This is a genomic window from Kitasatospora sp. NPDC101447, from assembly GCF_044767225.1.
Lineage (GTDB): Bacteria > Actinomycetota > Actinomycetes > Streptomycetales > Streptomycetaceae > Kitasatospora.
Genome location: NZ_JBIWNL010000019.1, coordinates 115,696 through 135,768, shown reverse-complemented (window position 1 = coordinate 135,768; position 20,073 = coordinate 115,696). Strand labels below are relative to the sequence as shown.

Genomic DNA, 20,073 nt, shown 5'->3' with positions numbered 1-20,073 from the left:
CGGGGTGGAGTGGTCACCCGGGTGCGGTGGTCACCGGTCCGGTGGTCCGGCGGCGGTGGGGATGCCGAGGACGGAGGCGGCCGCGTGCTCGGCGTCGGGCCGCGGCGGGTCGGCCGGCGGGGTCTCCGTGGCGGGGGCTTCGGCGGCGCGAGCGGGCGCGTCCGGGGTGGGCGCGTCCGGGGCGGGCGCGTCCGGGGCGGGCGCGGGGTCGGTGGCCGGGGTGAGCGCGCGCAGGGCGTCGGGGTCGACGGTCAGCATGGCGTCGGCGGTCGGGTTGAGCAGGATGCCGTGGCCCTCGGGGAGGCGGTCCAGCAGGGCGCGGGCGTCGAGGAGGAGGTGGCCCAGGCGGCCCGCCGCCGCCCAGTGGTCGCCCGCGGTGAAGGCCAGGACGACGGGCGCGCCGGCCGGGTCGACGGCGGTCAGCGGGTGTCCGCCGGGGGTGACGGGGACGGCGAGGCGGGCGGTGGCGAGGCGGGCGAGCACGTCCTCGCCGGGGCCGTAGCCGGTGGCGGCGAGCTGGACGGCGGCGTCGACGGCGTCGGTCGGCTCGGCCCAGCCGAGGGCCCGCGGGGAGGGCCGGTAGTCGGGGTTGGGGCGGAACTCCTCGGTGGCGCCGCTCCCGTCGGAGCGCCAGTGGCCGACCACCGCCCAGTCCGGCGGCGCCTGCCCGTCCGTCCAGACGGGGTCGACCACGCCGATCCAGTGGTCGGGCGCCAGCCGGGCCGTCTCGCGGACGTGCTCGGGCACGGGGACGTCCACCGCGGCGGCGGGCCCGGGCGCACCGGCCGCGGCGGCGGGCCCGGTGGTGTCCGCCGCGGTGGTGTCCACTACGGCGGTGTCCGCTGCGGCGGCGGGCCCGGCGGTGTCGGCTGTCATGGTCGTTTCCCCCACGGTGTGGTGCCGGTGCGATGCGGTGGTCGGTGGGCCGGGGTGCCCGTCTCCCCTTGGGTCCACGGCGGACCGCACCGGCGGCGTTCACTCACGGCTGGGTGACGGCCGGCGCGACGACCGGGTGCCCGGTGCGGCGCTGCCGTCCGGCACCACTTCCTCCGCCACGACCGGTCGGCGGGTGCGGGCGGGGGTCAGGGCGGCCAGGACCTCGTCGGCGAGCGGTCGGGGGGTGGCGGTGTCGACGATGTCCGGGATGCCGTCCGCCGGGGTGATCTCGTCGCCGCCGCGGGCGGGGGCGGGGGCCGGGACCGGCGCGGAGGCCGGGGCCGGGGCCGGGACCGGCGCGGGGGCGGGGGCGGGGTCCAGGAGGGCGTTCAGGCGTTCGCGTTCCGCGGCGGGGTCGACCGGGCGCAGCTCCACCCGGAAGGTGTGGCCGTTGTCCCGGGCGAAGCCCTCCAGCCGCCGGCGGATCTCCTCGGCCCGTTCCAGCGTGGGCGTCCCGCCGGCGGTGCCCTCCGTGCCCGCGGGCTCGTGGCTGATGACGACGCGCTCCAGGTCGGCCCAGCTCAGCGGGCCGTGGATCTGCGTCTCGAAGTAGCTGTTGGTGTGGACGGCCCGCTCCTGGATCTCCCGGCGCAGCGCCGGGTCGTGCGCGAAGGCGGTCGCCTCGCCGAAGACCCGTCGCACGTGCTGGGCGTCGCCCCACAGGAGCAGCGGCAGCGGGTGGGAGTCGGAGGTGACCGAGCGGGCTCCCATCGGGCCCAGGGTCCAGGAGTCGTTCGGGGTGTGGCTGACGCGGCCGCGGATGTCGTCGGACCAGTGCAGCGCGAACGCGCCGTAGCGCTGCGCCACGCCGAACTGCTGGTACTCGGAGACCAGGGCCCCGTACTTCGGCAGCAGGTCGACGTCCTGCGGCAGGGGCGCGAAGGTGCTCTCGTCGGTGCCGGTGTCCTGGAACAGCGCGCGGCTGTCGCGGGTGCGCCGCAGGACGGGCGCGTAGCCGAAGTGTTCCTCCACCCCGCCGCGGCGCGAGGGCTGGACGGCCGCCTGGGAGGCGTTGGTCTCCCAGACGTTGCGGAAGCGCCCGTCGCCGTCCGCCAGCAGCACCTCCAGGAGGGTGGTGGGCGGCGTCTGCGCGCCGGCGCCGTCGGGGGATTCTCCGGGGGTGCCGAAGCTGGTCTGGCGGTTGGCGTTGAGCGCCTGGTCGAGGTGGAAGTTGGTGGCGACCGTCATCGTCGTGCGCAGGTGGTTCTCGACGGCGGTGATCAGCCGGTCGATCGCCTCGGGGGTGCGGGGGTAGTCCGCCGCCCAGGACCAGCCGCCGGTGGCGGTGGTGAGCTTGTCCGTGAGCAGGTCGCGGTGGCGCTGGGCGAAGAGTTCGGACTTGCGTTCGATCATGACCAGGGCGGCGGCCTGGACCGGGTGCAGGGCCGCCCAGTCCGTGCGGGCGGCGAGCCGCTCCAGGAACGCGTTCTCCTGGGCCGTCCACGGCTTGTGCTCGGGGGCGGTCACCTGCGGGTCCTGCAGGTGGGCCACCATCTCCAGGTCCCGCTGGCCGGGGATCATCCGCTGCTTGAACGTGCCGTCCAGGGCGCGCAGGTCGATCTCGTGCTCCAGGTCCCGGACCTGGGAGCGCAGCATGTCCAGGCGCGCCCGGTAGTGGTCGGCCTGCCAGCGCTCGCCCGGCGCGCCGGAGAGCCGGTCCTGCTTCGCCAGGATCTGGGCGATCTTGGCGTTGCGGGCGTCGCGGGCCGCGGCGAGGTCGCCGCCCTCGCTGCCGAGGTAGCGGGTGAAACCGGCCCGGAGGCCTTCCTGCCGGCCGCGGATCTGCCGCTCCAGGACGCGCCGCTGCGGGTCGTCCGCCGGCAGGGCGTCCGCCTCGCGCCGCAGCCGGGCCATCGCCTTCCACGTGCTCTTGGCCGGGAACGGGTCGTCCGCCTTGGTGTCGGGGATGCGCAGCGGGTCGTCCAGCGGGTGGCCGACGAGGCCGACGGGCTGCTCGCTGTCCGGCTGCAGGGTGATCCGCTTCGAGTGGTGGTTCCCGTCGAGCAGGGTGGGGGCGGTGCCCTCGTGGTCGGGTGTGTGGGGCGCGGCGGCCGTTGCGGCGGTGTCCTTGCCGGTGGGGTGGACGGTGACGAACTCGGACCGGGCCCGGCCGGGTTCGTGGAGCAGGACGAGCCGGGTGCTGCCGTCGCCCTCCTTCGCGACGTAGGTCTTGCCGGTCGCCGCGTGGACGGTGCGCCCGGTGGCGTCGGCGATCTGCTGCAGGCCCGCGCGGTTCAGGCCCGCGTCACAGGCCTCCAGGACGATCGGCGACTCCTCCGGCCGTGCGGACAGGCTCGGCCTGCGGCGCAGCACGGTGCCGAACTGGCCGTAGGAGAGGGACTTGTGGCCTTCCCGGCCGCCGGGAGTGCGGACGGCGACCTTCAGCTGTTCCGGGGAGCCGTGCAGGTTCGCGAAGTACGGCGTGGACTTCGCGTCCCAGGGGACCCGGACGTCGGCGTCGACGCCGTCGCGCTCGCCCGGCTTGTTCTCGCCGCGCCGGTAGGCCTCCCAGTCGAAACCGCCGTCCGGGCGGACGGCCTTCTTCGGGACGAAGTCCGGGTTGGTGACCTGGTGTTCGGCGCTCGTCCGCTCCGAGGGGAAGTTCAGATGCGTCTCACTGCGCAGCGTGAAGTCCGCCGTGGTGTGGAAGGAGCGTCCGACGTTGCCGCCGTTCGCCCCGACGATGGCATGGGTCACCAGGTCGCCGTCGGCGGAGGGCCGGTGCCCGTCGGCCCCGTGGACGGTGTCGTGGATGGTGGCGTTCGTCAGCGTCAGGCCGAGGTTGCCGACACCGCCGTCGTCGTCACTGTCGTGGTGGTGCTGCTCCCAGTGCTGCTCGTGCTGGTCCCAGTGCTGCTCGTGCGGCTCCTCGTGGGCGAAGCGGTGGGCCGGCTGGTAGCCGGGGTTGGGGACGAAGGTCACCGGGTGCTCGTACCAGTGGACGCCCGGGTCCTGCGGGTCGTGCAGCAGCGCGGTGTCGTGGACGATCTCGACGCCGACGACGAACTCGGGCCGGATGCCGCCCGGGAACGCCACCTCCTGCTCGATGTCCGCGAGTTGGCGGTGCGGAAGGGTCGCCCGCACGTCGATCCCGCCCGGCGCGTCGATCAGGTAGCGGTAGGCCGTGCCCCAGCCCGGGCTCTGGTGGATCGCCGAGCGGGTGGTGCTGACGAACACCGACGCCGGATTGTCGACGAGGTAGGTCTCCAGCGGCACGTACGTGTCCTCGCCCCGGGGCGCGAACCCCTGCGCGAACACCTCCAGGTAGTCCCGGGCGCCGATCTCCCACCGGTACAGCAGGCTGGTGTCCCCGCGCCAGAGCACCGGGTTCTCGTCGAGGTCGGCGAAGATCAGGTCGCGGTCGAACCCGGTGGCCGAGGCATCCCAGCCGGGGAACCCGTCGAGCTCCCAGGGGGCGGCCAGCAGGTGGGGCTCCTCCGGGCCGGGCACGAACTCCTGTCCCGCCAGGCCCACCGGGTAGTCGACCTCGACGTTGCGGTGCGCGAACGCGTCGAGGGTGGGTCCGTTCAGCAGGAAGCCCTGGGGCAGTTCAGGCTGTTCGTCGTACCAGGTCCCGGCCGGGTCGTCGCCGGGGTGGACCGCGCCGCCCGTGTCGGAGGCGGCGTCCGAGCCGGCGTCGGAATCGGAGTCGGAGTCGGAGTCGGAGTCGCTCCAGTGGTCGTAGGCGCCGCTGTCGATGATGCTCGGGACGTCCTCGTGCGGCGACTGCTGCGGCTGGGGCTGCCGGGGCTGCTGCGGGGTGGGGGCGAGGGCGTCGGCCAGGCGGTTGAGCACCGGGGGCGCGTCGGAGCGGCGCAGTTCCACCGTGAAGGCGTGGCCGTTCTTCGTCGCGAACGCGCGGAGCTTGCCGGCGATCTCCTCGGCCCGCTCCCGGGTGGGCAGGTGCGCGTCGCGCCGGGAGGGGGGCGTGCCGCCGTCCTCCCGGTGGCTGATGACGACGTGCCGCAGGTCGCCCCAGGACAGCGGGCCGTGGATCTGCGTCTCGAAGTAGCTGTTGGTGTCCATGCCCTTGGTGAGCATCCGCTCGCCGAAGGTCGGGTCGTACCGGAAGCCGGTCGCCTCGCCGAAGACCCGTTCGACCATGTCCCGTTCGCCCCACAGCAGCAGCGGCAGCAGGTGGGAGTCGGAGGTGACCGACAGGGCGCCCTTCTCCCGTGCCGTCCAGGAGTCGTTGGGGGTGTGGGTGACGCGGCCGCGGATGTCGTCGGACCAGTGCAGCGCGAACGCGCCGTAGCGCTGTGCCACGCCGAAGGGCTGCAGTTCGGAGACCAGCGCCCCGTACTTCGGCATCAGGCCGCGGTCGCCCTTCTTGGGGGCGAAGACGCTGTCCTCGGTGCCGGTGTCCTGGAAGAGGCCGCGGGTGTCGTGGCTGCGGCGCAGGGCGGGCCCGTAGCCCATGTGCTCCTCCACGCCGCCGCGGCGCGAGGGGACGACCGCGGCCTGGGAGGCGCCGGTCTCCCAGGCGTTGCGGAACAGTCCCTGCTTGTCGGCCATCAGCTTGTCGAGGAGGGTCTTCGGCTTGGGCGCCCAGGTGCCGAGCATCCCGCCGGCCTTGCCGAAGGCGGTCTGGCGGTTGGCGTTGAGCGGCTGGTCGAAGTGGAAGTTGGTGGCGATGAACATGCCGGTGCGCATGTGCTGCTGGACCCGGTCGATCAGCTCGTCGACCGCCCCGGGGGTGTCGCGGGGGTAGTTCGCCGCCCACGCCCACTCGCCGGTGGCGGCGGTCAGCTTCTCCGTGAGCAGGGCACGGTCGCGCTGCTCGAAGGCCATCGCCTTGCGTTCGACCATGATCAGGGCGGCCGCCTGGACCGGGCCCAGGGACTTCCAGTCGACGGTGGCGCCGGTGAGGCGTTCCAGGAGCTCGGGCGCGTGTTCGCCCTCCGGCAGCGGGTGCTTCTGCGGGTCCTGCAGGTGCGCCACCAGGGCGAGGTCCCGCGGGCCGGGGATCATCCGCTGCTTGGACCGGGCGTCCAGGGCGTGGCGGTCGAGCTCGGCCTGGAGTTCGCGTACCTCCAGCTCCAGCGTGTCCAGGAGCCGCTGGTGGTGGGCCTCCTCCCGGGTGCCCGGGGGCGGGGTCTGCGTGCGCAGCTCGGTGATCCGGTCCTCGCGGGCCCGGGAGGCGGTGGCGAGGTCGCTGCCGTCGTGGTCAAGGAAGGTCGTGAAGTCCGACCGCAGCTTCGCCTGGGCCCGGTCGACCTGACGCTGCAGCGGGGCGCGTTCGGGGCTGTCCGCGGGCAGGGCGTCGAGCCGTGCGCGCAGGTCGGACAGCTGCCCCCACCCGGTGGGGAAGGGGTCCTCGGCGTCCGGGCCGGGCATGCGCCTGGGGACGTCGAGCGGGTGGTCGGCCACGCGCATCGGCGCGCCGGTCGGCGGCGGGGTGGGTTCGTCGTCGTCGTGCCCCGCGGCGTCGTGCTGCGCGGCGTCGTGCTCCGCGACGTCGTGCTGCGTGACGTCGTGCTCCACGGGGGTGATCTCGTCGCCGTTGTCGAGGATGGTCGGGGCGGTCTCGTGGGCGGCGGTCTCGGGGACGGTGGTCTCGTGGGCGGGCGGCTCGGGGACGGAGGGGTGCGGGACGACGCGGTCCAGCACCGGCGGCTGCCCGTGCAGGCGCAGGTCGACGGTGAAGTCGTAGCCGCGGTCCTGCCGGTGGGCGAGGAGCCGGTCCCGCAGCTGCCGGGCGGCCTCCGCCGTGGGCAGCGGCCCGGTCAGCCGGTCGGCCGTCCGGCCTTCGGGCAGGTGCACGATGGTGACGCTGTGCAGGTCCTTCCAGTGCAGGTCGCCGTGGATCTGGGTCTCGAAGTACTCGTCGGTCTCCATGCCCTCGCGCAGCAGCCGGCGGCCGAACTCGACGTCGTGCCGGAACCCGGTGGCCTCACCGAACACCCGCCGCACCATGAAGTCGGTGCCGTAGGTGAGCAGCGGCAGCAGGTGGGAGTCGGGGGTCACCGAGCGGGCGCCCATCGCGCCCGCGGACCAGGAGTCCTTGGGGGTGTGGGTGGCGCGGGCGCGGACGTCGTCCTTCCAGCGCATGATCGCGCTGCCGTAGCGCACCGCGACGCCGCGCGGCTGGAGTTCGGAGACCAGGGCCGCGTACTTCGGCAGCCGGGCGGCCTCCTTCTCGTCCGGGTGGAACGCGCTCTTGTCGGTCCCGGTGTCCTGGAAGTGGTTCCTGGTGGCGGGGTCGCGGCGCAGCGTGGCGGCGTAGCCGAAGTGCTCCTCCACGCCGCCGCGGCGGGAGTCGTCCACGGCGGCCTGGGAGGCGCGGGTCTGCCAGACGTTCTTGAAGGTCTGCGAGGGGTCCTCGATCATCAGGTCGAGGACGGTCTTGGGGGCCGGTTCCGGCTCGGGCCGGGAGGAGCGGGCGGTCCGGGTGCCCCCGGACGTGCCCAGGGTGGTCCTGCGGTTGTCGTTGAGGGGCTTGTCGAGGAAGAAGTTGGTGGCGACGAACATGCCGGTGCGCATGTGGTCCTGGACGGTGGCGATCAGCCGGTCGAGGGCCTGCTCGCTGTCGCGGGGGTAGTTCTGCGCCCAGGACCAGCTGCCGGTGGCCTGGCGCAGCCGGTCCTTGAGCACGGCGTGCTCGCGGGCGGCGAACTCCAGGCCCTTGCGCTCGGCCAGCACGAGGGCGGCCGCCTGGTCCTCGCTCAGGCCCTTCCAGAAGCCGAAGGGCCGGCGGGCGTCGGTGGCCGTGAGGTGGTCGTACAGCGCGTGGTCCTGGGCGCCCCATTCCCGGGGGCGGTCGCCGGGCACGACGACGTCGCGGCGCAGGTGCTCGACCATCTCCAGGTCGCGGGCGCCGGGCACCATGTCCTGGCGGGCGGTCGGCGCCGACGGGTCGTGCGGCAGGTTCTCGTCGCGCGGGTTGCGGACCAGCGGCATGGGGGCGCCGGGGATCCGGTCGTCGTCCGCGTCGAGCAGGTGGGTGCCGTCCTCGTGTGTGACGGGGTGCGGGTCCGGGGTGTCGGTGGTGGCGGGGTGGACGTCCTTGTCCGTTGCGGCGGTGTCCTTGCCGGTGACGGCGGTGTCCTTGCCGGTGGGGTGGACGGTGACGAACTCGGACCGGGCCCGGCCGGGTTCGTGGAGCAGGACGAGCCGGGTGCTGCCGTCGCCCTCCTTGGCGACGTAGGTCTTGCCGGTCGCCGCGTGGACGGTGCGCCCGGTGGCGTCGGCGATCTGCTGCAGGCCCGCGCGGTTCAGGCCCGCGTCACAGGCCTCCAGGACGATCGGCGACTCCTCCGGCCGCGCGGACAGGCTCGGCCTGCGGCGCAGCACGGTGCCGAACTGGCCGTAGGAGAGGGACTTGTGGCCTTCCCGGCCGCCGGGGGTGCGGACGGCGACCTTCAGCTGTTCCGGGGAGCCGTGCAGGTTCGCGAAGTACGGCGTGGACTTCGCGTCCCAGGGGACGCGGACGTCGGCGTCGGCGCCGTCGCGCTCGCCCGGCTTGTTCTCGCCGCGCCGGTAGGCCTCCCAGTCGAAACCGCCGTCCGGGCGGACGGCCTTCTTCGGGACGAAGTCCGGGTTGGTGACCTGGTGTTCGGCGCTCGTCCGCTCCGAGGGGAAGTTCAGATGCGTCTCACCGCGCAGCGTGAAGTCCGCCGTGGTGTGGAAGGAGCGTCCGACGTTGCCGCCGTTCGCCCCGACGATGGCATGGGTCACCAGGTCGCCGTCGGCGGAGGGCCGGTGCCCGTCGGTCCCGTTGTCGTGGACGGTGTCGTTGTCGTGGACGGTGTCGTGGATGGTGGCCGGCGGGTCGTCGTGGGCGGGCTGTTCGCCGCCGGGCGGGGTGTCGGCGGAGGGGTCGGCGAACTCCGTTTCGTGGAGGGACCATTCGCCCACCAGGTGTTCGTCGGGGAAGAGTCCTTCCGGTGCCACGTCCCTGCGCAGCTCCTGCTCGGTGAGCGGCGACAGGAAGCGGTAGCGGTGGTAGGTGTCGCTGTAGGTGAGGTCGGTGTGGGCGAGGTTCGGGTTCGCGCGTTCCTCGGGGGTGAGGCTCTCGGAGAACAGGCGGGAGCCGCTCATGATCTCGTGGAAGCTGTGGTCCTCCGACTCCAGCATCCAGCCGAGCAGGGCCAGCCGCAGCCGCTCGAAGTCGACCGGGCCTTCGCCCAGTTCGGCGAGCTTGGCCTTCCCCGCGTCGGTCTTGACGAGTTCCTTGACGGCCTGGAGCATCCCGAAGGCCGTTCCGGAGGTGCCGCTGACGACCAGCCCGCCGCTGTCGTGGGCGGCCTGCTGGAAGTCGGAACCGAGGTTGTAGTGGAAGGACTTGGCGCCCGGCTGCCAGCCGAGCCGGCCGTCCTTCTCCACGGCGCTGTACCACTCGCCCCGGCCCAGCGGCGGGTTGACGTCGAAGGGGTTGCGGTCGGTTTCGAGGATGGTCTTGGCCTGGCGCTCCGCGGCCTTCTGTGCGGCCTCGACGACCCGCTTGCGCTCCCAGTCGGCGATCTGGCGGCTCCGGAGCTCGGTGTAGGCGTTCCGGATCCCCTCGATGACGGGTCCGTACGGTTCGTCGGTGCGGAACGATTCGAAGGGCGCCTGGTCCCGGCGCTCGGCGGGCGGCTTCAGCAGTTCGCCGTAGGCCTTCTTGATCTCCGCGGTCAGCGGGGTGACGACCTCCGCGCCGATGTCGTGGCGGTCCTGCCGTTCCTGCTTCAGCTGTTCCGGTCGCGGCAGTTGCCGCTGCCGCACGAGCTTGGCGAAGTGGTTGGAGGTGTAGCCGTTGTAGAGCAGGGCCATGCGTTCCCGGAGGTTTCCGCCGTCGACGACCTCCTGCAGCATGTGCCGGTCGGTGCCGACCATGCCGGTCGTGCCCGTGCTCCTGGAGCCGAACTGGGTCCTGTCCTTGTCGTTGGTGGTCATGGACCAGGCCAGGTCGACGACCTTCTTGACCTCGCGCTGGACGTCGGCGCGGTCGAGCAGGTGGGTGGCGAGCCGCCGCTCGTAGGCCTCGGCCTGCTCGCGGTAGCGGATGCGCCGGAGGTCTCCGGGCGCGGCGGGCGGGGCGGCCTCCAGGGCCTCGCTCTTCGGGACGGGATCCGGCTCGTGGGCGGGGGCGGCCGCGTCGTCGCCGTGCGGGAGTTGACGGGCCTTGTCCTGGTGCGCCTTGATCAGGTAGCCCTCGAACTCCGGGACGAAGTCCTCGGTCCGGTAGTGGTTCCAGACCGATGCGCCCTCCTTCACCTTCAGGCCGGCGACGCGCAGGCCGCTCTGCTTGTCCGCGGACTGTCCGCCGTCCCGGATGAGGCCTTCGTAGAAGTGGGGGTGGAACTTGAACTGCGTCCCGTCGGTGAGGAAGTCGTACTTCTTCAGCGTCTCCGGGACCTCCTTGGCCGTCCAGTCCTCGGTGATGTTCTTCACCTTCAGGCCGGTGGCCGCGCGGCCGAGGACGAACTCCATGACCACCGGCAGGCCGGAGAGGGTGTCGCTGTAGGTGGCCGCGTGGTCGAAGTCGTGGCCGGTGTAGAGCCCGGGCCCCAGCTGGGACCAGCCCTCCTTGTTCTTGACCGCGCCGATCTTGCCCTGGAGCAGGTATCCGCGCAGCGTCCACGCGTCGGTCACCCGGAAGACCGGCTGCCCGGGTTCCAGGGTGACGACGACGATGTCCGGCTGGACCCGCCCGGTCAGTTCCTTCGCCACCTTCGGGTCGACGGGACGCTCGGTCGCCACCGCCTGCGGCCCGCGCGTGTCGGGGCGCAGTTCCGCGTAGTGCGCGGCCGAGCCCGGCCCCCTGCCGGGGTCGCGGTAGACGTGCACCTCGCGGCCGGCCGCCTCGGTGTTGAACGCGGTGCGGCCGTTCCCCTCGTGGACCACGAGGTGGATGCCGAGGGCGTGGGCGATGACCGCCGGCGCCTCGTCGTAGAACGAGGTGTTCCACAGGGACCGGTTGCGCAGTCCCATGTCGAGCAGGTCGCTCATGCGCAGGTTCCCGAGGTCGCTCGCGGACAGCGTCGACGGCTGCTCGTCCCCCGGGCTGCGGTACACCTGCCAGGTCCGGTCGCGCTCGTGCGGCTCCAGCCGGTCCACGGGCCGCTGGCCGGTGGCGTCGGCGTTGCGGCGCAGCGCGGCGCCGGCGTCGCTGCGGAACCACCGCGACGCCAGCTCGCGCAGCCCGTGGACAGTGAGGTCGCCGTGCTCCCAGCTCTCCAGCCCGCGGGCGCCGGCGAGGACGGCGTGCAGCAGGCAGTCGCCGTCGCCCGGCACGCTGACGACGTGGTGGAGCCGGCCGCCGTCGAGCACGTTCACGCGTGACTCGTGCACCGGGGCCGGGGCGTTCGACGGCCGGTGGACGGTGCTTTCGGTGACGTGGGCGACCGCGTTGTGGGCGACCGCGTTCGGCGGTGCCGGGGCGACGGGCCCCTCGGCCTGCCGATGCTGCTCCGTCAGCGGGGCGGGTGCCTGGGCGGTGTCCGGGCGGGAGCTGTGCTGCTCGTGGGTCAGGTCGCGCAGGACCGGGCCCGAGTGCAGGACCTCCTCGATGCGCTGGAGGTGGCGGGGCAGCACCGTGAAGTCGTCCCGGTAGGCCGCGGTGCCCATCACCCCGTTCTCGCCGGCCCACCAGTCGCGGCGGCGCAGCGCGTAGGCGTCGCCCGGCCTGGTCACCGGTTCGACGTACTCGTCCGGCAGGCCGAGGAAGTGCAGCAGTTCGTGCAGCAGCACGCCGGGCGGGCTCTGGTCGGACCAGCGGGTCTGGTTGCTGCGCTCGCCGCCGGGGACCACGGTGACCGTCCGGTGCGCGCCGTGCTCGCTCTGCGCGCCTTCGATCCGCAGGTGCACCTGGTCGCCGCCGGGCAGGTGGAAGCGTTCGTTGAACCGCTCGCCGACCACGTCCCGGGCCCGGTCGAGCGTCCGGGCGGCCTCGTGCGGGGGCAGCGGGTGGCCGTCCGGCCCCTGCAGGTGCAGGCGCAGGGTGAACTCGGTGACCCAGTGGCCGGGCCGGACCTCGAAGCGCCGCGCGTCGTAGCCGATCACGGTCGCGGCGCCGTGCAGGCCGCCGAGCAGGGGCTGCCGGTTCTCGTAGTGGTCGCGCACGCCGGGGCCGGCGATGTCGCCCGGGCCGGCCTGGCCGCGCACCAGGGGGTCGAAGCGCACCGTGTCCATCCGGGCGGGCGGCGCGAGGGTGCGGATGTCGGCCCAGGCGGAGGCGGGCAGCACCGCGCCCGGGGTGACGGGCGGCGCGGCCGGGGGCACGACGGCGGGGGCCCCGGCGGCGGGCGCCACCGGTGCCTGGGCGTTCTGGTGCACGGCCGTCGCCGCCCCGGTGTTCTCCCCGGCCGGGTGTTCGGGCTGGTCGAGGAGCTGTTCGACCGCACTGCGGAACTGGTCGTTGGCGTCGGCGCCCAGGGCGTCGCGCCACACGTCCAGGTACTGGTGCACCTCGCCGTTCTGGTCGTCCAGGCCGTGCAGGAACGTGCTCAGCTCGGTGGTGTTCCCGGTGGCGAGTGCCGTCGAGGCCTCGCCGATCCGGTGCCCGCCCTGGGACTGGGTGCCGTTCGGTGCCAGCGTCCAGGGGCGGGTCTCGCCGCCGGGGCGGGCCGAGATGCCGGGGGTGGCGAGGGTGAGGATCTCCTGCCACGTGTTGGCGCCCTCGGTGACGACCAGGGTCGAGCGCTGCTCGAACAGTTCCATCACCGTCGGGTGGACGCGTCCCAGCCGCAGGCGGTGGACGCCCCCGTCGCCGGCCTGGGCGGCGGCGACGTCCCGGAGGCCGGTCAGCAGGTCGGCGTGGTTCTGGACCTCGTTCGGCTCGGCGCCGAGCAGGATCACGACCGCCGGACGGGACGGGTCGGGCAGCGCCCGCAGGGCGGCCTCCATCCGGGTGGCCATGTCGCGGTGGCGGACCGTGCCGTCGCCGATCTGCCCGTAGTAGGCGGTGACCAGCCGGATCTCGCCGTCCTGGGCGCGGCGCAGGAGGTCGGCGACCAGGTCCGGCACCGGGTCGTCGGGGCCGGTGGCCTCGGGCCAGTGGTCGCGGACGTGGCCCGGGAGGTCCGCCGGCACGGGCTGCGGGCGGAAGGGGTAGGTGACGGTGGCGCCCTGGTCGTGCCACAGCTCCGCCAGGACGTCGACCCCGCGGCGGATCTGCCGGGGGTGGCTGTCCCAGAGGAAGGGCTGCAGGACCAGGGCGTCCGGGTCCTGTTCCCCGGTCATCTCCCGCAGGGAGGGCGCCAGGTTCTCCCCGAAGTAGGCGGACGCGTCCTCGCCGTGCGGGGCGTCCAGGGCGGCGAAGACGGTCAGCGTCCGGCCCTGCCCGGAGGACTGGGCGCCGGCCCTCAGGAGGTCGGAGGTCAGGTGCCGGGCGGGGTTGATCGTCCGGTCCCGGTTGTCCTCCTTCGTGACGGAGGCCCGGAAGTCCGTCTGGATCTGCGGAGAACTGCCCGGATTGCCCAGGTAGCGGCCGCGCACGTTCGCGTTCGCCCCGGCGGAGACCAGCCAGGACTCCTCGGGCCTCGCCCCGCTCCAGGCGAAGTACTTCCAGTACGTCTCCAGATCGGCGACGAGCCGCCGCTCGCTCACCCGGTACGCGACGTCCAGCGGCGCGCCCGCGGGGTGGGCGGTCACCCGCATCCCCCGGTGGACGCCCGTCCACGGACCGTGGAACAGCCCGTAGGAGTGCCGGGGGTGCCCGACGTCGGCGGCACGGCCGAGCCGTTCGGCGTAGAACGGGGCCTTGCCGCTCGCGAACGTCAGGTGGACCTCGCCCCGGTAGCCCATCGTGGCCAGGCCCTCCAGCACCCTCAGGAAGGCGACCTGGTGGCCGCTGCCGGGCGAGCCCGGGTCGACCAGGCTGATCCGCGGGTAGCGCTGGTGCAGCTGCTGCCCGAGGGCGGCGTCGGCCGGGGACACGGTCGGCGGCTCGCCGGTGTGCGGCGGCATTGCGGCGAGGTGCTGCTCGTCCTCGACGCGGTGCTGCTCCCGGATCTCCTGGGCCGGCCCGTGGGAGACCACCGGCACGAGCGGCATGGCGAGGGGCTGTCCCGCACCACCCGGCACGGGCGGCAGCGGCGGACCGCCCACCGGCGGAGGCGGCGGGCCACCACCCGGCGGCGGCGGGGGCACCGGCGGGCCACCACCCGGCGGCGGCGGGGGCACCGGCGCACCGGTCCCGCGGCCCGGCGGCGGGGGCGGCGGCGGGGGCGGCGGGGCCTGCGCGGGCGTGTGCTGCGCCACCGGGTAGACGGTTTCGTCGGCGGCCCGGCGGTCCTTCCCGGCCACCTCCCGGCGTTCCTGCTCCTGCGTCTCCCGGCGGGGCCCGGCGTCCTCGTGGTCCCGGCCGGTCGTCCGGACCGTGCGGCCCGCCTGGTCCCGCAGCGGTCCGACCGGCCCGGACCGGTCGCCCTCGGGTGCGGGGGTGTCCGGGTGGAGGTCGCCCCGCTCGACGGGTTCGTGGTCCTTCGGGCGGCCTCCGCCCGGCTTCCTGTCCGAGGACGGCTCCGGGACGGTGTCCCGGGGGCGGACGGGCGGGCCGGACGGGGTGCGGGGTCCGGGCACGGGGGTCGGCTCGGGCTTGCGCTCCGTCTCGGTCTCCGCCTCGGGCTTGTGCTCGGGGGTCGGCTCGGGCTTGTGCTCGGGCGTGTGCTCCGTCTCGTGCTCGGGCCGGTTCTCGGGCCGGTTCTCGGCGTGCGGGCGGCCGAAGACGTTCTCGTTGGCCGCCTCGTGGCCGCGCCAGCGGTCGCCGTCCAGGTCCTCGGGCCCCCAGTGCTCCTTGTAGGCGTCGAAGAACTCGCCGCCGTAGCGGGTCTTGAGCTCCTGGACCTCCTCCGGCGACACCCGGCGGCCCTCGGCGAGGCGGTCGTAGCCGGCGGCGGCGTGTTCGCGGGCGGGCAGCACGGCGCGCTCGAAGGCGACGTGCTCCTCCAGGCCCTGCGTCAGCCGCTCGCGCTCGCGCCGCCACTGCTCCAACTGCCCGCGCAGGTCGGCCTTGTGGTCGGCGTCCGGGTCGCGCAGCAGGGAACGGAAGTGCTCGTCGAACGCGGCGCGGACCCGCTCGGTGTAGCCCTCGCGCACGCGCCGGGCCGCGGCGGAGGCCGGCGGTTCGGAGCGGTCGGTGCGGGCGCCGCGCACCGGCCGTCCCAGGGCCGTCTCGACGGAGGCCGCCGGGTCGGTGCGGTGGTCGGCGGCGTCGGGGCCGCCCAGGTCGTGCGGGACCTCGGCGCGGGCGGTGTCCTCGGCCGCGCGCACCGCCTCCTCGCGGGCGCCGTGCAGGGCCAGCAGGCGGTTGGCCTCGGCCTGCGAGGTCAGCCGGTCCAGTTCGGCCTTGAGCCGGTCCGGGTCGCGCTCGGCGGCGGTGTGCTCGGCGACGAGGCGGTCGGCGCGGCGGGCGAGGTCGGCGCGGGCGGCGGCCACCGCGCGCGGGGACGGGCCGTCGGCCAGGCCGAGTTCGCGCAGCGTCTCGGGGCCGAACTGGTCGGGGGCGCTGGTCTTCCACGCCGCGGCCGCGTCGTCCACCGCGTCGACGGAGCGCTTCAGGACGGTCTCGCGGACCGCCTGGACGGTGAACTCGTGGGACAGCCCGCTCCGGTGGCTCTCGAAGCCGGCCCGGAAGTCGGCTTCGAGCTGCTCCTTCCCCTGGACGGCGGGGTCGAGGGCGGCGAGGTCCTCGCCGTTCTCGTCCTGGATCCCCAGGAACGCGTCCTCGTCGCGGCGGCCGCCGTGCGGTTCGGTAGCGCCGGGGCGCTGGGCACCCGGCTCGGTCCCGTCGACGTGCTGGGCCGTCCGCTCCTGGTAGCGGCCGTGGAACTCGGCGATCCGCTCCCGCATGGCCTCGGCGATCTGGTCGCGGGCCTCCTCCGAGACCCGGGCGTCCTTCGGCACGCCGGCGGCGTCCAGCAGGGCGCGGTCCGTCTCGGTGAGGTCGTCCCGCTTCCAGTCGGCGTGGGCGTCGTCCACCGCCCGTTCGATCCGTTCGGTCTGCGTGGCGCGTGCCTGCCGGACGTCCAGGTCCCCGGCGGCGCGGAGCAGCCGGCGTTCCAGGGCGCGGGCGGCGAGGGCGTTGCGTTCGGGGGTGACGTCGGCTCGGGTGGCGTACAGCTGGGCGATGTCGCGTTCGGCGTCGGAGCGGAAGCGTTCGGTGGCCTCGCGGCGGATCTCCGCGTGCAGGTGGTCGCCGCCGGTGGCGGCGGGGTCGAGGCCGCGTTCGGTCAGCAGGTGCTCGAAGCGGCCGACGGCGACCTTGAGGGCGAGTTCGCGGGCGCCGGCCAGTTCCAGGCGGCCGGCGGCGTCGTCGAGGATCTCCCGGCGCTCGTGCGGGCGGGCCTCGATGTCGGCCTGCAGGTCGGCGGCGGTGCGGCGCCACGCCTCGGTGCCGGGGCCGGTGAGGGTCCGCAGTTCCCGGGGCAGGTCGGCGTGGACGTCGATCAGGCGGTCCTCGATGTCGCCGTGCAGGGCTTCCTTGGCCTCGGCCTCGGCGAGCACGGTGTCGTGCCGCTCGGCGATCTCCTTCTGCTTGTCGTGCCAGGAGGTGCGCCGTTCGTCGCCGGCGGGTGCCTTGGCGTGCTCGGGGGCGTCGACGCGGTGGTAGGGGTGGCCGGAGGGCGTGTGGGAGGTGGCGGGGCCGTCGGGGGTGTGCGGGCCGGCGGGCCCGCCGGGCTCGGGGTCGCGCGGCGGGGTGGCGGGCGGCACGGGGCCCTGCGGGTCGGGGCGGTTCGCGTCCGGGCCGTTCGGGTCGGGGCTCTTCGGGTCCGGGCTCTTCGGGTCCGGGGTCTTCGGGTCCGGGGTCTTCGGGTCGGGGCCCGGACCGGCCGGGGTCTTCGGGGCCGGGCCGTTCGGGTCCGGGTGACCGGGCGCAGCAGGCGCGGTGCCGTCGCCGGGGCCGCCGGCGCTGGTGCGCAGCGGCGGCGGCGCGGCGGCCGGGCTCCGGTGGGCGGTGTTCTCCTGCGGCTGCGGGCTGGTGTCGGTGCTGCCGGGGTGCCGGCCCGCTCCCCCGGGGCCGCCGCCGGTCGAGGTCGGGGGCTGGTGCAGGGGCGGTTCGTTGTGCTCGTCGACGACCGTGGTGCGGCGCGCCGGGTCGAACGTGGGCTTGGGCTGCGGCTGGGGCTGGGGTTTGACGGCGCCGTCGCGGCCGTTGGCGTCGGCGGAGGCCGTCGCGGTGGTGCCGCGTTTCCCGCCGTTCACCGGGTTCCCGGCGCCCTGGTTGCCGCTGCTCTGGTTGCCGCTGCCCTGGTTGCCGGCCTTGGGTGTGCCCGCGCCGGTGGTGCCGGACTCGGTGGTCCCGGGTCCGCCGCCCGTCTTGCGGGGCACGGGCGGGGTGACGGGGGCTTCCCGGTCGCCGGGCGTCGTGGTGGACTTCGGCGGGGTGGGGGCGGTCGTGCGCTCGTCGCCTCGGGACTGCGTCTCGACGGGCCGGGCGGGGGCCTTCGGGTCCCATCCGCCGTCGACCGAGGAGTTGAAGCTGGTCTTGCCCTTCGGGTCGGCGAGGACGCCGTCGCCGTTCTCCTCCCGGTGGTGGTTCCCGGATCCGAGGAGGGTGGAGCCGGACAGCGAGGCGCCCGACTTGATCGGGGCGCCGTCGCCGCCCGACAGGTGCGTCCCGGCGATCTGGTCGATGTGTCCGGGCCGGGGCACCGGGAAGGGCGCCGAGTGGCCGCCGATGTTGCTGATCACCGACAGGATGGTCAGCGGGTGGGTCAGGGGGTAGTTCGGGCCGGACTCGTCGGTGATCCGGGAGCTCTCCAGGCCGCGGACGAAGTCCGCGTAGCGCAGGGTCAGCGGCGAGGCGAGGCCCATGATCATGTGGCGCATCCCGCCCATCATGAAGCCGCCGACGAAGCTCATCCCGCTGGCTTGCCACTCGCCGTTGTAGATCGTGTTGTAGATGCCCTCGGTGAGGTACTGGTTGATGCCCGACTCCAGCTGGCTGCCCAGGACGTGGCCGAGGTGGAACATCTTGTTCATCCTGTTGACGCCGCCGGCGAGTTCGGGCACCTTCTCGACCAGCAGCTTGAGTTCGGGCGTGAGCGCGACCCGGGCGCCGTCCTTGGCGAGGTTCTCCAGGGTCTCCTTGAGCGTTTCCTTGCTGCTCTCCTTCATCACCGTCTTGAGCGAGTGCTCGGCGAACTGCCTGCCGATGTGCTCGCCCATCTCCCGGGCGAACGTCTTGCCCAGTTCGTCGCCGAGTTCCTTCTCGAAGAGCTCGCCGAGCTGTCGCACGAACTTCTCGCCGGTCGCGGCGCCCACCTTGCGTCCGGCCTTGAAGCCCTTGGTCAGGTACTGGGCGTTCTCCTTCAGGAGGTTGGAGATGCCCTTCGCGAACCGCTCGGCCGCCTCGTTGCCGAGCAGGTGGCCGAGGCCCTCGCCGCCGGCCTTGGCCCCTTCCTTGGCGCCCGCCTTGACGGCGCCGTCCCCGAGCTCCTTGATGCCCGACTTGAGGGCGCCGCCCGCCACGCTGCCGGCCAGTTCCTTGGCCGCCCCCTTGAGGGCTCCGGCCGCGGCGTCCTCCCCGAGTTCCTTGCCCGCTCCCTTGAGGGTTCCCCCGGCCAGCCCCTTGATGACGTCGTCGAGCGCGCTCTGCACGAACAGCTTGGCCAGACGGCCGCCGAGCAGCTTGCCCAGGCCCTCGCCGATCAGGCTGAGCGGCCCGCCGATCGCGCCGCTGAGCGCGCCGAAGATCGCCGCCTGCTTGGTGAGGTCCTTGTCCCACTCGTGCCGGTCGCCGTGCTCGAACTGGATGCCCTGGATGATCGCGTCCAGGATCAGGCCGCCGACGACGCCGCCGAAGGTGTGCATGGCGATCAGCAGCGCGAGCTTCTTCAGCAGCTGGAGGAGGAACTGCCGCGTCAGGATCTTCTGCCACTCCAGCTGCACCATGGAGAAGCCGCCGGTGAACACGGACCAGGCGATGGCGAAGGCGATCTCGATGATCAGCTGGACGAGCTGACCGATCGCCATCCACTTGGTGTACTCGACGGTGTTGGCGACCTTGCCGGCCAACTCGGCCAGCTGGGTGCAGAGTTCACCGGCCTTGCGGAGCGGGTCGTCGCTCGGGTCCTGGCTGGTGAACTGACTCCACTCCCGCCTGAAGGCCTTGGCGGCCTCGCCCTCGATCCGCTTGTCGCAGGTCTGCACCGCGTCGAGGATGTACTCGCTCAGCTTCGGCAGGTCCTGGGCCAGCGCGAGGTAGTCGTCCCGGACGTCCCGCAGCAGCCCCTCGTCGGACTCGGGCCAGGGCATGCCGCTGATGATGTGGAAGAACTGCGCCACGCCCGGGGAGACGTGGATGGACGAGTGGGACATGGCGCAGGGCCTCCGGGGCGGTGCTGGTGGTACGGGGGGTGCGGGGGCCGGCGGGAGCGGGCGAACGGACGGGCAGGCGCGCGGGACCGGCGCCGGGGCCGATCCCTAGCGGAGGCGGTTCACACCAGGCCGCGGCCGTGGTCGTCGGCGGCGTCGAAGAGGTCGGCCGTGCCCTGGCCGTGGGCGGACATCGCCTTCAGCTTGTTGCGGATCTGCGTGGTCAGCCCGGTGAGGTCGGCGGTGGGCTTGTCGATCTTCTCGTGGTACTGCTTGCCGATGTCGTCGCCGCCGCCGGCCTTGACGTTCTTCGTGTTGATGTCCTCCACCTCGGTGTTGATCTTCTCCACCAGGGCGGCCACGTCGTCGAAGTTGGCGAACGCCTGCTTGAGGCCCGACTCCTTGCGCAGCCTGTCAGCCATTGAACTCTTCCTGCTTGCGGGACTTGACGCTCTGGTCGGCGCCGGGGCGCATCGCGGTGAGCGGGGCGAGCAGCGCGTCCAGGTCCAGGGCGCCGCCGGTTCCGAACGGGTCCTCGTCGCCGCGTTCGCCGGTGAAGTTCATCCGCAGCGTCTCGCCGACGCCCTCGAAGCCGCGCATCTCGGCGGCGATCCGCTCGCCCATCCGGGCCTTGGCCTCGTTGAGGACGTCCTTCAGCACGGTGCTCAGCTCGGCCGGCGCCATGGACTGGTAGGCGGTGGTGTGGAAGCTCAGCGCGAGCAGCTCGCCCTGGGGGCCGACCTTCGCGGTGACCATCCGGTCCTTGCTCCTGGCCTCGGCGGTCATCGCCTGCATCCTGCGCGTCGACTCGGCCAGCCTCTCCTTCTGTTCCTCCAACGAGGCCAGGGCCCGGTCCAGTTGGTCCTCGAACGAGTACGACATGCCTTCTCCGTG

At 73.9% G+C, this 20,073-nt stretch carries 4 protein-coding genes; all 4 read right to left on the bottom strand.

Features of this window, described 5'->3' with window-relative positions:
- Positions 1-30: 30 nt before the first annotated feature.
- The 4 genes from ACIRST_RS25680 to ACIRST_RS25665 all read right to left on the bottom strand — a co-directional run bounded on the left by ACIRST_RS25680 (position 31) and on the right by ACIRST_RS25665 (position 20,061).
- Positions 31-876: a type VII secretion system-associated protein gene (locus ACIRST_RS25680; protein ID WP_402804599.1), complete on the bottom strand. Its 846-nt coding sequence runs from the start codon at positions 874-876 to the stop codon at positions 31-33.
- Positions 877-975: 99 nt separating this feature from the next.
- Entirely contained in the window at positions 976-19,182 is an 18,207-nt protein-coding gene (locus ACIRST_RS25675; RefSeq protein ID WP_402804597.1) for a hypothetical protein, read from the bottom strand.
- Positions 19,183-19,301: 119 nt separating this feature from the next.
- On the bottom strand, positions 19,302-19,601 hold the full coding sequence (locus ACIRST_RS25670; protein WP_350519405.1) for a hypothetical protein: 300 nt from the start codon (positions 19,599-19,601) through the stop codon (positions 19,302-19,304).
- Complete coding sequence (locus ACIRST_RS25665) at positions 19,594-20,061, bottom strand: YbaB/EbfC family nucleoid-associated protein (RefSeq protein WP_350519404.1); 468 nt, start codon at positions 20,059-20,061, stop codon at positions 19,594-19,596. The genes ACIRST_RS25670 and ACIRST_RS25665 overlap by 8 nt, the downstream gene beginning before the upstream one ends.
- Positions 20,062-20,073: the final 12 nt, after the last annotated feature.

Excerpts from the sequence above, each read along its gene's own strand:
- ACIRST_RS25680 (WP_402804599.1), bottom strand. The coding sequence starts at position 876 with ATGACAGCCGACACCGCCGGGCCCGCCGCCGCAGCGGACACCGCCGTA.
- ACIRST_RS25675 (WP_402804597.1), bottom strand. The coding sequence starts at position 19,182 with ATGTCCCACTCGTCCATCCACGTCTCCCCGGGCGTGGCGCAGTTCTTC.
- ACIRST_RS25670 (WP_350519405.1), bottom strand. The coding sequence starts at position 19,601 with ATGGCTGACAGGCTGCGCAAGGAGTCGGGCCTCAAGCAGGCGTTCGCC.
- ACIRST_RS25665 (WP_350519404.1), bottom strand. The coding sequence starts at position 20,061 with ATGTCGTACTCGTTCGAGGACCAACTGGACCGGGCCCTGGCCTCGTTG.